Here is a 15,071-nt window from a genome sequence, read left to right as displayed (position 1 = left end):
CCCCGTGACGCCCGCTCACTCACCGGCCGTCACCACCCGCTCGGCCTGGCACGACGTCCCCCGCCTCCAGGTCCGCCGGTTCGCGGCCCTCGCCATGGCCGAGGCGCCCGCGCTCGCCGAGGAGATCCTGCGCGAGATCCGCCGCGAGTACCCGCACCTGCCCGTCGTCCTCGACGAGTCGGGCGAGCCGATGGCCCTGGTCGGCATCCGCCGCGCCATAGAGGTCTTCGTCCAGCACCTGGAGCAGTCGGAGGGCCGGCCGTCGGTCCCGCCGGGCGTCTTCCAGGAGTTCGGCCGCGGCGAAGGCCTGCACGGCCGCTCCCTCGACTCCCTGCAGGCGATCTACCGCATGGGCGTACGCCTGGCCTGGCGCCGTTTCGCCGAGATCGGCCAGCGGGTGGAGATCCCGCCGCCCGCGATGTACGAACTCGTCGACGCGGGTTACGAGTACCTGGACGGCCTGGTCGACCAGTCGGTGCGCGGCTACGCGGAGGCGGCGGCGAGGCAGGCCGGGGAGCGGCTGCGGCTCCAGCGCCGGCTGATGGAGCTGCTCCTCGCCGAACACCACCGGGGCGATCCGGCCGACGCGCTGACCGAACGCGCCGCCCGGGTCGGCTGGCCGCTGCCGCGCAAGGTCGCGGTCGGCGTCCTGCTCCGCCCGGCCCGCGAGGCGGTCGCGCCCGCCGTGGGACAGGGCGTGCTCCTCGACATGGAGTACGAGCAGCCCCGCATGGTCGTCCCCGAGCCCGACGCGGCCGGCCGCCCCGAACTGCTGCACCGGGCGCTGACCGGCTGGTCCGGGGCGATCGGACCGCCCGTACCCCTGTCCGACGCGGGGAAGTCGCTGCGCTGGGCCGAGGCGGCCGTACACCTGATGGAACGGGGGCTGCTGCCCGCCGGGGACGTCCTGTACTGCACGGAACACACTCAGGCCCTGGTCCTGCTCCAGCCCGAGGAGCTGATCGACGACCTGGCCCTGCGCTGTCTGGCCCCCCTCGCGCACTGCGGTCCGGCGCACGGGCGCCGGCTTGCGGAAACGTTACTGGCGTGGCTGGAGACGCGAGGCGGGGCACCGGAGGTGGCGGCCCGCCTCGGCGTCCATCCCCAGACCGTCCGCTACCGCCTCCGCCAGATCCGCGAGCTGTGGGGCGACGAGATCGACAACCCCGACCGCCGCTTCGAGCTGGAACTGGTGCTGCGGGCACAGAGGTTGAGGGGGGTGCTGGGGGAGCCGGGGCGGCGGTGAAGCCAGGGGCGGCAGAGCTCCGCGTCACTTCTTGCGTTGTTCGCGCCACGCTTCGTAATGGTCCATGAGGGTCTCCTCGACGGGCCGGTAGACCATGCCCAAGTCCCGCACGCTACGGCTGTTGTCCACCCGGAACCGGATGCCGAGATGCTTGCGGATGTAGTCCTGGGTGAGCCCGAAGGCGGGCCCGAGGATACGAACGGGCCAGTGCGGAAGGCGGGTTCGCGGCAGCCGTAGATCCTTCGGATACCGGCCCCGAATGATCCGCGCCATCTCGTGGAAGGACGTCATGCGCTCCGCCGCGACGATGTAACGCCCGTGCGCGTCCGGTTTCTCGGCGGCGGCGATGTGCGCGTCCGCGACGTCCCGCACGTCGGCCGTGGTGAAGCTGAAGTCGGGGGCGCCGTAGAAGAAGTAGCCCTTGAAGAGCTCTTCGAGGAGGAAGAGGCTGCCGGATTCGGAGGCGGGCGTGAGGGAGGGGCCGAGCACCAGCCCCGGATTGACGGCCACCATGCGCCACCGCTCCTGTCCCTTCTCGGCATCCCGGGCGGCCTGCTCCGCCATGGTCTTGGCGTAGTGGTAAGGGTTGTTCTCGACCGTGCTGGTGGTGTTGAAGTACGCCTCGGTCAGGACCTGCCCCTCCATGTCGCGTACGTCCGCGTAGTCGCCGAATATGGCGCCGACGGTGGACGTGAACACGAGCCTCCGGACGCTGGATGTCCTCTCGATGCTCGCGATCACATTGCGGGTACCGAGCAGGGCGGGCTCGACCATGTCCCGCCGGCCGTCCTTGATCTTCTCCGGCATGAAGAAGGGCGAGGCGACATGGAAGACGACCTCGCACCCCTTCATGGCCTCGTCGAAGGCGCCGTCGACGAGCAGATCGGCCTCGAACAGCTCGAGCCGGCCGGTGAAGCGGTCCTGCAACGCTTTCAGGGGCGCTACCTTCGCGGTGTTCGCGGTACTGCGGACGGTGGTGCGCACGTGATACCCGCGCTCCAGCAGCCGCCCCACCAGATGACAACCGACGAACCCGCTGCCCCCGGTCACCAGCACGTCCACGCGCACTCCGATCATTCGGTCAGAACCATTGCCCGGGCAAACGCACTATGCGTAGCCTGTGTTCGTCATGCCGATCGTCTGTTGAAATTTCGAACAGCCGCCTAGGATGAAACCTCAGACAACCTCAGATAACAAGGGAGGGGGCCGGTCGTGGGACGCCTTGTACCTGCCGTGACCCGGGCTCTCGACATTCTTGAGCTCTTCCTCGACGGGGACGGGACGCTCTCCGCCCCCGACATAGTGCGCAAGCTCCAGCTGCCGCGCACCACCGTGCACGAGCTGGTCACCACGCTCGCCGCCCGGTCGTACATCGTCCAGGTGCCCGGACAGCCGGGACGCTACCGCCTCGGTGTGCGCCCGTACCAGCTCGGCAGCCGGTACGCCGAGCAGCTGGACCTCGCGGCCGAGGGGCAGCAGGTGGCCCGGTCCGTCGCCGAGACCTGTGACGAGACGGTGCACGTGGCGATCCTCGAGGGTACCGACGTCATCTACATCGCCAAGGTGGACTCCACCCACGCGGTGCGCATGGTGTCGGCGGCCGGACGCCGGCTGCCGGCGCACTGCACGTCCGTGGGGAAAATGCTGCTGGCCTCCCTTCCGGAGCAGGAGCTCACCGCGCGTATCCCGGACGACGCCGAGCTCGTCGCGATGACTCCCAACAGCATCACCGAGCCGTCCGCCCTGCGCGAGGCCCTGGCGCAGATCCGTCAGCGCGGGATCGCGGTCGAGAGCCGCGAGTCCAACCCGGACGTGAGCTGTGTGGCGGCGCCCGTGCGGGACCGTACCGGGCAGGTCGTCGCCGCCCTCTCGATCTCCGTACCCATGATCCGATGGAGCGAGGAGCGCCGCGCCGAGCTCGAGCAGCTCGCCGCCAAGGGCGCCGTCGAGCTGTCGGAGCGCCTTGGCCACCGGACCGTCGCATGACGGCGTACGAGGTGGCGGTACGCGCCGAGGCGACCCTGGGCGAGGGGCCGACCTGGGACGCGGACGCCGGGCGGCTGATCTGGATCGACATCCTGGGCGCGCGTGTGTACACGTACGACCCGGTGACCGGCCGCCGCACGGTCCGTGTCACCGACCAGCACGTGGGCGCGGCGAAGCCGAGGGCCGGCGGCGGGCTGGTGCTGAACCTCCGGGACGGAGTCGGCCTCGTCGACCCCGACGGCACCTTCCGCTGGCTGCACCACGAACCCGTCCCCGGCCGCCGCGCCAACGACGCCGCCGTCGCCCCCGACGGCTCCCTGTGGGCCGGCACCATGCGCTACGACGAGGCGGCCGGCGGCGGCACGCTCTCCCGGATCACCGGGGACGGTTCGGTCGAGGTCGTCCTCGACGACGTGGCCGTGAGCAACGGCACGGGCTGGAGCCCCGACGGCCGCCTGATGTACTACGTCGACTCGCCGACGCGGCAGGTCGACGTCTTCCACCACGAGAACGGCCGGGCCACCGACCGCCGCCGGTTCGCACAGATCGAGGACGGCGCCGGTTACCCCGACGGGCTGACGGTGGACGCCGACGGCTGTGTGTGGGTGGCCCTGTGGGACGGCGGAGCGGTACGCCGCTACACACCCGACGGCGAACTCGACCGCGTGATCGAACTCCCCACACCCCGCGTCACCGCCTGCACCTTCGCCGGCCCGGACCTCACCGACCTCTACATCACAACAGCCCGAGTCGGCCTCACGACACCACACCCGGTGGCGGGTTCCCTGCTGGTAGTCCCGGGCGCGGGAAAGGGCCTGCCACAACCGGCGTTTCTGGCGTAGCTGCGGGCAGTCGGCACCGTATCCCTGGCGTAGCTGCGGTCAGTCGTGCCGCTAGGGGCGGCGCCCACCCGAGCAGTCGGCACCGTATCCCTGGCGTAGCTGCGGGCAGTCGTGCCGCTGGGGCGGCACGGGTGGGCGCAGCGGCACCCCGCAAGCGCGGGCGAGCGCACCCACCCGCCGTCAGCCCCTACACCGCTCAGCTCCGCACCCCCGGCCGCAGAACACCCCCCACCCGAGTCCGAATCGCCTCCAGCTCCTCGGCCTTCCGCAGAGCCTCGGACACCGCACCGATCTCCCGCAACAACTCCGTCGTATCAGGATCGTGCCCGTCCTCGGCGTCGGCCGACCCCCGCCGAGCCACCACCGCATCCTGAATCGCCGCCGCGGACGCCAGCGCCCTCGCTCGCTTCGGTTCGAAACCGAGGGCGACCGCAGCCTCGTAGAACCGCTCCCGCCGCCCCTCGTCGATACGCCGCGCCAGCGGCAACAGCACGTCCCGGATGAACGTCTCCCGCCGAATGAGCCGCAGCTCCGGCGTGGCACGCAGGACGAAGGACACGCCGCTCCCGTTGACCGTGCGCATCAGCAGGTACAGGGGCCGCAGCCGGCGGTGGGCGAGCCGGACCCTCCGGCGTTCGGCAAGGTACTGGCCCGCGTGCGGGAGGATGAAGCCGACCGCGATCAGGATGGCGGACAGACAGGCCAGCGGGGGTGCCACGGCCGTGCTCAGCCAGTCCAGGTCACGGCCCGTCCAGCGAGCCGCCACCGCGGGCAACTTGACGGCGTAGAAGGAGAGTTGGGCCGCGTAGCCGACACCGAGGAACTTCAGGCCCCAGCGCAGCCAGGCGTCGAGCCCGTCGGTGCGCACCCAGTTCCAGATCAGCCCCGAGGTGATCACCGTGGCCACCGCCTGCGCGAGCAGATACAGCAGGATCATCTCGCGCATGTACGGGGTGTTGGCGTAATACGTGTCCAGGTCGCGCAGGCGTTCCACCGGCGCGTCCGCCAGCGCGAACAGCACCCACAGCGCGGCGATCACCCCCAGCGAGCCCGCGACGACCCAGCGAACGGCCCGCACGGTCGACGCCGAGCGGTCCGACAGGCCGTTGCGCCACGCGATGATCAGCAGCAGACAGGACCCGCAGAACGCCGTCAGCAGCGAATACACCCACGGCGCCGAGATGTTCGGCACGCCCGTGATCCGGTTGACCCGGGCGATCGTCGACGGCGCCACGAACACGAACACCGCGCAGGCGATCAGCAGCACGCCGCCGACGGCCCGCAGGAGCGGGTCGCTCCAGAGGCGGACGATGGTCGGCAGTTTGATGGCGAGGGCGGCGGTCAGGACGCCGGCCGGGATCCACCAGAAGGAGGGGTAGAACTCGTTGACGAAGCCCGCGGGGGACCAGGCCAGTTGGGCGAGGGCCGCGGTCACCGACCCGTTCCCCCGCGCCCGCGGTAGCCCAGGGACCGCTGGATACGGCCGAGCGGGGCGTCGGCGTCGGGCCCGGACAGCAGCGGCCGGAACGCGGCCGCGAGCCGGTGCCCGAAGTCGTCGGCCTCCGCCTCGTCGGCGACGCGGGAGCCGTCGCGCGCGGCCACCGAAAGCGCCGCGTCCTTGACGGCGTTCCACTTGCGCCGGTCGGCCAGCGCCGCCCCCGCCACATGGTGATGGCTGTGCCCGGCGTGCAGATGCCACAACTCATGGCCGAGGATGACCAGTTGCTGCACCGCCTCGGCCCGATCCTCGACGATCACCAGGTCGAAGTCGGAGAACTCCACCCACAACCCGGTGACTTCGATCTCGTCGGGGAACCGCTCGAAGCGCAGCTCCACCGGCCGTCCGCCGCGCAGCACGCTCATCTCCTCGCACAGCGCCCGGCACAGCTCACGCGCATCGGCCGGCGGGCGAGGTCTGGCCCGCATGGCCGCCCCGAGGCCGTCCGTCAGCTTCCGCATCCCGGAACCCCTCCGCGAGCGCCGCAGCCCAGCGGCGATCCGGGCCGCCTTCCTCCGCGCGCCCGCGATGTCCATCGCTCCCCCTTCGTACGCCGCGCAACAGGCCGTCCGAGCCTACGCCGTCGTTCAACCTCGAACCGCTGCCTTGGCTGGAAAGTCCCGCCCAACCCATTGACTAGCAAGCGCTTCCTATCTACGGTCCCGTTCGAAGTTACGAGCACATTTCGAAATACCGAACGGGAATGCGAAGACACGATACCGAGCAGTCAGGGCAGGGGGGCAGGGCATGGGACGACCCGAACTGAATCGCAGGCAACTTCTGGCCACGGCAGGTGGTCTGGCGGTCGCAGGCAGCTTCGGCTTCGCCGCACTCGGCACCGGCGCGGACGCACTGGCCTCCGGCGCGGACACCCGGGTGCGCTACTGGAACCTCTTCAGCGGCGGCGACGGCGCCAACATGATCGCGATGCTGGACGCCTTCCGCAAAGAGCACCCCGACATCGCCGTTAAGGACTCCACCCTCCAGTGGGGCAACCCCTTCTACACCAAGCTGGCCATGGCCGCCGCCGGCAACCGGGCCCCCGAGCTCTCGGTCATGCACATGGGCCGGGTCGCCGGCTTCTCGCCGGGCCGGCTCCTCGACCCGTGGGACATCGACCTGCTCGCCAAGTACGGCGTACGGCAGCAGGACTACAACCCGGCCCTCTGGAACCGCGGTGTCATCGACGGCAAGCTCTACGCCCTGCCGCTCGACATCCACGTCCAGCTCTGCTTCTACCGCCGGGACGTGCTGAAGAAGGCGGACCTGCTCGGCGACGACGGTCTGATGATCCCGGTCACCTCCACCGACGAGTGGTTCGACGTCCTGAAGAAGGCGAAGAAGGTCCAGAAGAAGGGCCTGCAGACCATCGGCCTGTGGACCAACGACCAGAACTTCCAGTGGTGGTTCTTCGTCGCCTTCTACACCCAGCTCGGCGGCGAGTGGTTCAACGACGCCCGCACCCAGGTCCTCTTCGACGCCGACAAGGCCACCCAGGTCCTGGAGTTCTTCCGCAAGCACGTCACCGACGGGTACGTCATCCCGGGCGCCCCGACCGGCGAACAGTTCATCAACGGCGCCCCGTTCACCTGGGAGGGCAACTGGTCCGTGCCGGTCTTCTCCGGCGCCGAGCTGGACTACGGCGCGACCCCGCTGCCGCCCGTCTTCGGCAGACAGGCCACCCACGCCGAGTCGCACTCCTTCGTACTGCCGCACCAGTCGGGCCGCGGCGGCGCCACCAACGAGGCCGCGCACGAACTGGCCGCGTACGTCGTCACGCACGCCCTGCAGTGGGCGGCCGGCGGACACATCCCCGCGTACCGGCCGACGCTGTCGACCGGCGCGTACAAGAAGCTCACCCCGCAGAACGAGTACGTCAGCGCCATGAACCACCAGGCCACCGAGCCGAAGGTGTGGTTCGCGGGCTCCACCGGCGTCCTCGCCCAGGACCTCGGCCCGATGGTCGTCTCCTCGACGATGGGCTCCGCCAAGCCGGCCACCGTCGCCCAGCGGATGAAGAAAGAGCTCGCCAAGCTTCTCGTCTCGAAGAACCCGATGGACGGCAGGACCGCCGCGCAGGGAGGTGCGGTCGCATGACGACCAGCGCTCAGACCGTCTTCACCGGCGCACCCGCCAGGACCACCACCGCGACCGCGACCGTACGCCGCAAGCAGGGCTTCCAGCACGGCGGCTGGTTCATCGCCCCGTTCCTGGCGCTCTTCGTCCTGTTCGTCGTCTGGCCGCTGCTGCGCGGCGTCTACCTCAGCTTCACCGACGCCAACATCTCCGGCGAGGGCGCGAGCTTCATCGGCCTCGACAACTACCGCGAGGCCCTGCACGACCAGATGATGTGGGACGCGCTCGGCCACAGCGCGTACTTCACGCTGCTCGTCGTGCCCTGCATCACGGTCCTCGCCTTCCTGCTCGCGATGCTCGCGCACAACATCGAGCGCGGCAAATGGCTGTGGCGGCTCTGCTTCTTCGCACCGTTCCTGCTGCCGTCGACCGTCGCGGGCAACCTGTTCCAGTGGCTGTTCACCCAGGGCATCGGCATGTTCAACCACACCCTCGGGATCGACACGCCCTGGCTGACCGACAAGTCGTACGCCATGCTCGCCATCGTCATCGAGACCCTGTGGTGGACGGTCGGCTTCTCCTTCCTGCTCTACCTCGCCGCACTCCAGGGCATCCCCGACCACCTCTACGAGGCCGCCAAGCTGGACGGCGCGAACGCCTGGCACCGCATGGTCCACATCACGCTGCCGATGCTGCGCAACATCACCGGCCTCGTCATCGCGCTCCAGGTCCTCGCCTCGCTCCAGCTCTTCGACCAGGCCGTCGTGATGATGGACTTCAGCCCGGGACCGGAGCTCAGCACCCGCTCCTTCGTCCAGTACACCCTCGAACAGGGCTTCACCAGCTACCGCGTGGGCTACGCCTCCGCGATGTCCATCATCTTCTTCGTGATCATCGCAGCCGTCGCCCTGGCCCGGATGTGGCTGCTGCGCAACCGTGAGGAGGGCGGCCGATGACCACCGCAGAGCAGACCGTACGCACCGTGACGACCGTACGCACCAAGTCCCGCAAGCCCTGGACGGCCGGCCAGATCGTCCTCACGCTGCTCGGTGTCGCCGTCTCCGCCGTGTTCGTGGCGCCGATCGCGGCGGCCCTGTTCACCTCGCTCAAGTCCGAGGCCGAGGCCGCCGAGATCCCGCCGCACTGGCTGCCGAAGATCTGGACGGGCCAGGCGTGGAAGGCCCTCTACGACACCGGCAACATCACCAACTGGTTCGTCAACTCGCTGGTCGTCTCGGTGTGTGTGACGACCGTCGTGCTGGTCGTGAGCGCCCTCGCCGGATACGGCTTCGCCCGCACCGAGTTCCGCGGCAAGAGCGTCCTCATGGGCATCGTGATGTCGGGCCTGATGATCTCGCCCGCCGTCCTCGGCGTCCCCCTCTTCACCACGGTCCAGCAGATGGGGATGGTCGACACCTACTGGGGCATGATCCTTCCCCAGTGCGCGCCCGCCGCCATGGTCTACATCCTCTACAAGTTCTTCCAGGGCGTCCCGCGCGAACTGGAGGAGGCCGCATTCATCGACGGCGCGGGCCGCTGGCGCGTCTTCTTCACGATCGTCGTCCCGCTCGCGAGGCCGTCGTTGGCGGCGGTCGGCATCTTCACCTTCATCGCTTCGTGGAACAACTTCCTGTGGCCGTACATGGTGACCAACAACCCCGACCTGATGACCATGCCGAACGGCATCGCGACCGTCATGAACTCCTACGGCATCCAGTGGGCCCAGCTCATGGCCGGCGGCCTCATGGCGGGCCTGCCGCTGATCGTCGTCTTCGTCTTCTTCCAGCGCCAGATCGTGGCGGGCGTCGCACACACAGGATTGGCGGGACAGTGAGCGTACGCAGAGCAGTGACGGCCGTTGCGGTCGCGGCATTCCTGGCTTTCCTCCCCAACGCGGCGCAGGCAGCCGAGAGTTATCCCGACCCCCTCCCGCTGACCGGTCAGCAGATCATCCACGACCCGACCGTCATCCACCTCAAGTCCGGCGGCTACGTGGCCTATTCGACCGGCGGCGTGATCGGCGCCCGCCTCTCGACGGACCTGCACCACTGGGACGACGCAGGCAACGCCTTCGCCACCCCGCCGAGCTGGTGGTACGAGTACAACAACACCGGCGACCCCTGGGCCCCGGACATCTCCCGCCGCGACGGCCGCTACTGGCTCTACTACGCCGTCTCCTCCTGGGGCACCAACCACTCCGCGATCGGAGTCGCCACCTCCCGGTCCGGCCTCCCCGGCACCTGGACCGACCAAGGCAAGGCGTTCACCTCCGACACCACGGACACCTGGAACGCCATCGACCCGGCGATCGTCCGGGCGAACGGCAGACTGTGGATGGCCTTCGGCTCGTACTGGACGGGCATCCGCATGGTCGAACTGAACCCCAGGACGGGCAAGGCGGTCGAGGGAGCCACGGTCCAGCACCTGGCGACCCGCCCTGACGCTCCGTACGCCGTCGAGGGCGCGTACGTCGTCCGCCACGGCCGCTATTACTACCTCTTCGCGTCGTACGACGCCTGTTGCCAGGGCGTGAACTCCACGTACAAGATCAGAGTGGGCAGATCGGCCTCCGTCACCGGCCCGTACGTCGACAGCACAGGCAAACCGATGCTGGAGGGCGGCGGCGACCTCCTCCTCGCGTCTCACGGCCGCTACATAGGCCCGGGCGGCGAGTCGGTCTTCCGGGACCACGGCCAGGACTGGCTGGCCTACCACTACTACGACGCAGACGACAGTGGCACCCCCAAGCTAGGCCTAAACCGCCTGAACTGGACACCCGACGGCTGGCCAGCGGCTTTTTAGGGGCGCGGGGCTGTGTCCATTTGCGGCTCCGCCGCGTGGGCGCGACCAGCCCCCACGCACCCGCAGACGAATCTGAACCTTGGAAAGGAAAAAATGAGTACCGCCCGCTTCACCCTCGACCCCGCCTTCACCATCGGCGAGGTCAACCCCCGTCTCTTCGGTTCCTTCGTCGAGCACCTCGGCCGCTGCGTCTACACCGGCATCTTCGAACCCGGCCACCCCACCGCGGACGAGGCGGGCCTGCGCCAGGACGTCCTGGACCTCGTCCGTGAACTCGGCGTCACGGCAATCCGCTACCCCGGCGGCAACTTCGTCTCCGGCTACAAGTGGGAGGACTCCGTCGGCCCCGTCGAGGACCGCCCCCGCCGCCTCGACCTCGCCTGGCGCTCCACCGAGACCAACCGCTTCGGCCTCTCCGAGTACATCGCCTTCCTGAAGAAGGTCGGCCCCCAGGCGGAGCCCATGATGGCCCTCAACCTCGGTACCCGGGGCGTCGCCGAGGCCCTCGAACTCCAGGAGTACGCCAACCACCCCGCCGGCACGGCCCTGTCCGACCTCCGTGCCGCGCACGGCGACAAGGACCCCTTCGGCATCAACCTCTGGTGCCTGGGCAACGAGATGGACGGCCCCTGGCAGACCGGCCACAAGACCGCCCAGGAGTACGGCCGGATCGCCGCCGAGACCGCCCGCGCGATGCGCCAGATCGACCCGGGCGTCGAACTCGTCGCCTGCGGCTCCTCCAGCCAGTCCATGCCGACCTTCGCCACGTGGGAGGCGACGGTCCTGGAGGAGACGTACGACCTCGTCGACTACATCTCCCTGCACGCCTACTACCAGCCCGAGGACGGCGACGTCGACTCCTTCCTGGCCTCCGCCGTCGACATGGAGTCCTTCATCGAGAACGTGGTCGCCACCTGTGATCACGTGGGCGCCAGGCTGAAGTCCAAGAAGAAGATCAACCTCTCCTTCGACGAGTGGAACGTCTGGTACATCTCGGAGTGGCACGCGATCGAGAACTCCGGCGCGCGGGACTGGGCGGAGGCCCCCCGCCTCCTGGAGGACAGCTACAGCGTCACCGACGCCGTCGTCTTCGGCTCGCTGCTCATCGCCCTGCTGCGGCACGCGGACCGCGTCACCGTCGCCTGTCTCGCCCAGCTCGTCAACGTCATCGCCCCGATCATGACCGAGCCCGGCGGCCCGGCCTGGCGCCAGACGACCTTCTTCCCCTTCGCCCAGGCCGCGCAGCACGGCCGCGGCCAGGTCCTCGACGTCCGGGTCGACTCACCGACGTACGAGACGAAGAAGTACGGCGAGGCCGACCTCCTGCACGCCACTGCGGTGCGCGCCGAGGACGGCACCGTCACCGTCTTCGCCGTCAACCGGAGCCGGACGGACGCGCTTCCGCTCGAAGTCGCCCTGAACGGCCTGGACCTGACGTCGGTCGTCGAGCACAGCGCCCTCGCGGACGCCGACCCGGACGCGCGGAACACCCTCGACGACCCCGAGCGGGTGGCCCCGCACGAGGTCGAGGGCACCGCCCTGACGGACGGCGCCCTCACCGCCGTACTGGAACCGCTGTCCTGGAACGTGATCAGGCTGGCCTAGGGCCTGACGCCGACCAGCCGGGGGAGGCGACCGGTGTCACCGGTACTCCTCCGGCCGCCGCGCCCAACAACGTCAGCCGTACGTCCGACGGTCCCGATGGTGTGGCCCCGTCGGACAGGACGGCCAGGGCGAGTGTGTTGGAGCCACGTGTGCGCAGGATCCCGTTCGGGAGCGCGAAGGTGTGCTGCGGGCCCACGTCGTTGATGTACTGGCCCATGTTCCAGCCGTTGAGGAAGATCTGGACGCGGTAGGCGCGGGCCGGGTCGTCGTCCAGGACCAGCCCGATGGAGGCGTCGGTGCCGGCGTCGACCGCGAGCCGGAAGGACGTCCGGTACCAGGTCACCCCCTGCCCCCGGTCGGCGCGCGGCAGCTGCACCGGCTCCCAGCCGTCGTCGCCGTACCCCGGCAGATGCCAGCCGTCCCGTTCCCCGTACAGCCCGCCGTTGTTCTGCGGCCCGCGCACCGGGTCGGGCGCCGCCTCGCCCTGCAGCCGCCAGCTCACCTGCGGGGCGGCCCCCGCGAAGGTGACCGCCGTCAGCCCGCGCGCCACCTTGTGTGTGTCCTGCGTCCTGCCGTCCTGGTCGTGCTGCATACGGCGGACCAGGACGGACAGGACGTGCGGTCCGGGCGTACGCAGCGGCTCCGGTACGGAGAAGACCGCCGTGGCCGCCCAACTCCCTTGCCGCACCGTCTTGTTGTTCGGCACGGGCATCCGGTGCGCGCCCAGGGATCGCCCGTCCAGCCAGGCCATCAGCAGCCCCTGCGTGCCCGTGCTGTAGGAGAGCGACACGGGCCCGGCGCCGGTCGCGTCGGTGAAGTGCCCGCGGTACCAGACGTCGCCGTAGTGGAAGCCGTAGTCGTCGGCGAAGAGCACCGGCTGTCCGGCGGGGACCGGTGTGGTGCTGTGTGTGGTGGTCTTGTCGGCGGCCTTCCAGGAGGAGTCGTCGAAGCCGGGCGCGGACTCCGGGTTCTCCGTCTTCCGCCGCCAGTCGGTGCGCAGCGCGGGCAGCGCGACCGCCCCGGCACCGGCCAGCGGCTGCGCGCCGCGCAGGCTGCCGGAGGAGGTGGCGTGTGTCGCCAACTCCCGCCCGTTCCAGGTGACTTCGCTGATTCCGCGCGGTCCCCACACCTCCAGCTCGGCGGCCTGAATCGTGTCCCCGGTCAGCCGGACCGCCGTCCCTTCGACGGCCGCGGTCCGCAGCAGGGCAGGCCCGTACGCCAGCACCGCGCCGGAGGGGGTGTCGTGGGGCCACAGCCGTACGGAGGTCTCGTCGTCGGCGAGGAGCAGGAGCAGGGGGGTGGAGGTTCCGCCGCCGGTCACCAGCACCCGGGTGAGGCCGTCGAGTTGGGCCTCGATGTGCAGCAGCCCGTCCGAGTACGCATGCTCGGCCTCCCCTTCCAGCACCGTGACGGTCGGGCTGCTCGCGCACTCCAGCGCGGTCACCGTCGCCTCCCCCGACCGCCCGGTCAGCACGGCGATCTCCTGTCGCCCGGCGGTGAGGGCCAGCATGGGCTGGGCGTTGGAGTACCGCAGCCTCCGCCGGCCCAGCCTGATCCCGGCGGCCAGCAGCCGCGCGTCCTGTGCCGGGACGGCCACGGGGACGGGAAGTTCGGCGCCGTGGAGGGGGAGTTCGGAGGCGACCGGCACCTCGCCGTCGTTGCGCAGGACGTACACATGGGCGCCGGTGTCGGGGTTGGTCAGGTGGTACACCTTCAGGCCGTCCGCCGTGACCTCCGCCCCGGCATGCCCCGCGACATCCGCCGCGCGGTCCAGTTTGGCGAAGTCCGGCACGTGCCGCAGCAGATGCCCCAGCTGGTGCATGGGGATGAGCTTGTCGGTCGGCTGCCGGCCCTCGTCGATGGCCGCCCCGTAGTCGTACGACGTGTAGACGACCGGCGCGGGCAGCCAGCCCCAGGAGGTGCCGCCGAAGGTCATGTAGACGCTGTGCAGCGTGATGCCGTTGGCGAGGTTGGTGAGGTAGAAGCGCCGTTCGTACGCCGCGTCCCGCTGCCGCCGCGACTCCGCGTACCCCTTGCCGTCGAACCAGGCGCCGCCCCACGGATCGAACCAGCCGCCCCCGAACTCCGGTACAAAACCAGGGGTCTGGGGGCTGGCGGTCGCGCCGCCCTTGGCCCCGCCGACCCCGAAGTGCCCCCAGTCGGGCGGGGCCAGGGTCGGCGACGGATAGCCGTCGAAGCCGTACAGCCAACGCCCCTTCTCGCCGCCCGTGTCGAAGGAGCCGGGGATCCAGTACCCGTTCCTGCTCTTGTCGTTGTGGAAGAGCGGTACGTCGATGCCGTCGGCCCGGACCTTCCGGTACAGGTGGGCCATGTAGTCGCGGCCGGTCGGCTCGGTGACGTACGCGTCGTACTCGTTCTCGATCTGGTAGAGCAGGACTGTCCCGCCGCCCTTGGTGTACAGGTGCCGGGCGACGACGGCGTTCACCTGGGTCAGCCACTCGTCGACGTGCGACAGGTATGTCGGGTCGGAGGTCCGTGCCCTGCCCTCGGTGGCCGTCAGCCAGCCGGGGAAGCCACCGCCGTCGATCTCGGCGTTGATGTAGGGGCCGGGGCGCAGGATGACGTACAGGCCGGTCTCGCTCGCCGTCCGCAGGAACAGGTCCAGGTCGCGGATGCCGGTGAAGTCGAACCGTCCCGGAGCCGGGGAGTGGTAGTTCCACGAGACATAGATGCTGACCGTGTTGTAGCCGTGGGCACGCATCTTCTGCAGCACGTCGCGCCACAGGGAGGGGCTCGGCAGCCGGAAGGGGTGCATCTCGCCCGACCAGACGACCAGCCGTCTGCCGTCGACGAGGAGCGAGTAGCGGTCGAAGCCGACCGTGTGCCGTCGCCCGTCCGCGCCCGGCGTGCCGGGCGGCGGGCCCGTCGGAGCGGTCTGGGCGGCGTAGGCGCAGGTCATGGCGCCGCTGCCGCCGAGTGCCAGGCCGAGGGCCGTGGTGCCGGCGAGCGCGCTGAAGGTACGTCTGCTGAGCCCCAAGGGAGCCTCCCGTCGTGA

General features: G+C 70.0%; 12 protein-coding genes. 8 read left to right on the top strand and 4 right to left on the bottom strand.

All coding sequences use genetic code 11. The features are described from left to right. Positions 1 to 4: 4 nt before the first annotated feature. Positions 5 to 1,246, top strand: coding sequence for a helix-turn-helix domain-containing protein (locus ACFY10_RS04055; RefSeq protein ID WP_390663467.1), 1,242 nt, complete (start codon positions 5 to 7; stop codon positions 1,244 to 1,246). Positions 1,247 to 1,270: 24 nt separating this feature from the next. On the opposite strand, the gene ACFY10_RS04050 is transcribed toward ACFY10_RS04055, so the two are convergent. Continuing rightward, positions 1,271 to 2,323 carry an NAD-dependent epimerase/dehydratase family protein gene (locus tag ACFY10_RS04050; RefSeq protein ID WP_390663466.1) on the bottom strand — a complete coding sequence of 351 codons (1,053 nt, stop codon included), beginning with the start codon at positions 2,321 to 2,323 and terminating at the stop codon, positions 1,271 to 1,273. 135 nt (positions 2,324 to 2,458) lie between these two features. Here ACFY10_RS04050 and ACFY10_RS04045 point away from each other — a divergent pair, with 135 nt between their 5' ends. Further along, positions 2,459 to 3,232, top strand: a complete 774-nt coding sequence (locus ACFY10_RS04045) for an IclR family transcriptional regulator (RefSeq protein ID WP_390663465.1) — start codon at positions 2,459 to 2,461, stop codon at positions 3,230 to 3,232. Then, positions 3,229 to 4,074, top strand: coding sequence for an SMP-30/gluconolactonase/LRE family protein (locus tag ACFY10_RS04040; RefSeq protein WP_390663464.1), 846 nt, complete (start codon positions 3,229 to 3,231; stop codon positions 4,072 to 4,074). The genes ACFY10_RS04045 and ACFY10_RS04040 overlap by 4 nt, the downstream gene beginning before the upstream one ends. A gap of 196 nt (positions 4,075 to 4,270) precedes the next feature. On the opposite strand, the gene ACFY10_RS04035 is transcribed toward ACFY10_RS04040, so the two are convergent. Beyond that, positions 4,271 to 5,509 (bottom strand): DUF6545 domain-containing protein, encoded by a 1,239-nt coding sequence (locus tag ACFY10_RS04035; protein ID WP_390663463.1) that lies wholly within the window; start codon positions 5,507 to 5,509, stop codon positions 4,271 to 4,273. Beyond that, positions 5,506 to 6,108 carry a toxin-antitoxin system, toxin component family protein gene (locus ACFY10_RS04030; RefSeq protein WP_390663462.1) on the bottom strand — a complete coding sequence of 201 codons (603 nt, stop codon included), beginning with the start codon at positions 6,106 to 6,108 and terminating at the stop codon, positions 5,506 to 5,508. The genes ACFY10_RS04035 and ACFY10_RS04030 overlap by 4 nt, the downstream gene beginning before the upstream one ends. Before the next feature lie 211 nt (positions 6,109 to 6,319). Between ACFY10_RS04030 and ACFY10_RS04025 the strand changes: the two genes are divergently transcribed. The 5 genes from ACFY10_RS04025 (at position 6,320) to ACFY10_RS04005 (ending at position 12,055) form a co-directional block, all read left to right on the top strand. After that, the gene (locus ACFY10_RS04025) at positions 6,320 to 7,669 is read left to right on the top strand and encodes an extracellular solute-binding protein (protein ID WP_390663461.1); all 1,350 of its coding nucleotides are present in this window, start codon (positions 6,320 to 6,322) and stop codon (positions 7,667 to 7,669) included. Beyond that, positions 7,666 to 8,604, top strand: a complete 939-nt coding sequence (locus ACFY10_RS04020; RefSeq protein WP_390663460.1) for a carbohydrate ABC transporter permease — start codon at positions 7,666 to 7,668, stop codon at positions 8,602 to 8,604. The genes ACFY10_RS04025 and ACFY10_RS04020 overlap by 4 nt, the downstream gene beginning before the upstream one ends. Beyond that, positions 8,601 to 9,482: a carbohydrate ABC transporter permease gene (locus ACFY10_RS04015; RefSeq protein ID WP_390663459.1), complete on the top strand. Its 882-nt coding sequence runs from the start codon at positions 8,601 to 8,603 to the stop codon at positions 9,480 to 9,482. The genes ACFY10_RS04020 and ACFY10_RS04015 overlap by 4 nt, the downstream gene beginning before the upstream one ends. Beyond that, positions 9,479 to 10,450, top strand: a complete 972-nt coding sequence (locus tag ACFY10_RS04010; protein WP_390663458.1) for an arabinan endo-1,5-alpha-L-arabinosidase — start codon at positions 9,479 to 9,481, stop codon at positions 10,448 to 10,450. The genes ACFY10_RS04015 and ACFY10_RS04010 overlap by 4 nt, the downstream gene beginning before the upstream one ends. A 93-nt stretch (positions 10,451 to 10,543) precedes the next feature. Further along, entirely contained in the window at positions 10,544 to 12,055 is a 1,512-nt protein-coding gene (locus ACFY10_RS04005) for an alpha-N-arabinofuranosidase (protein ID WP_390663457.1), read from the top strand. On the opposite strand, the gene ACFY10_RS04000 is transcribed toward ACFY10_RS04005, so the two are convergent. Then, positions 12,042 to 15,053: a beta-galactosidase gene (locus ACFY10_RS04000; protein ID WP_390663456.1), complete on the bottom strand. Its 3,012-nt coding sequence runs from the start codon at positions 15,051 to 15,053 to the stop codon at positions 12,042 to 12,044. The two genes, ACFY10_RS04005 and ACFY10_RS04000, sit on opposite strands and share 14 nt — an antisense overlap. Positions 15,054 to 15,071: the final 18 nt, after the last annotated feature.

The sequence above is a fragment of the Streptomyces sp. NPDC001401 genome (genome assembly GCF_042895385.1).
Classification (GTDB): Bacteria; Actinomycetota; Actinomycetes; order Streptomycetales; family Streptomycetaceae; genus Streptomyces.
Note: the sequence above shows the minus strand (reverse complement) of the source record. Positions and strands in the feature narration are given on the sequence as shown.

What these genes read in the sequence shown, in the direction of transcription:
- ACFY10_RS04025 (WP_390663461.1), top strand. Translation starts at nt 6,320, where the DNA reads ATGGGACGACCCGAACTGAATCGCAGGCAACTTCTGGCCACGGCAGGT.
- ACFY10_RS04020 (WP_390663460.1), top strand. Translation starts at nt 7,666, where the DNA reads ATGACGACCAGCGCTCAGACCGTCTTCACCGGCGCACCCGCCAGGACC.
- ACFY10_RS04040 (WP_390663464.1), top strand. Translation starts at nt 3,229, where the DNA reads ATGACGGCGTACGAGGTGGCGGTACGCGCCGAGGCGACCCTGGGCGAG.
- ACFY10_RS04005 (WP_390663457.1), top strand. Translation starts at nt 10,544, where the DNA reads ATGAGTACCGCCCGCTTCACCCTCGACCCCGCCTTCACCATCGGCGAG.
- ACFY10_RS04050 (WP_390663466.1), bottom strand. Translation starts at nt 2,323, where the DNA reads ATGATCGGAGTGCGCGTGGACGTGCTGGTGACCGGGGGCAGCGGGTTC.
- ACFY10_RS04030 (WP_390663462.1), bottom strand. Translation starts at nt 6,108, where the DNA reads ATGGACATCGCGGGCGCGCGGAGGAAGGCGGCCCGGATCGCCGCTGGG.
- ACFY10_RS04015 (WP_390663459.1), top strand. Translation starts at nt 8,601, where the DNA reads ATGACCACCGCAGAGCAGACCGTACGCACCGTGACGACCGTACGCACC.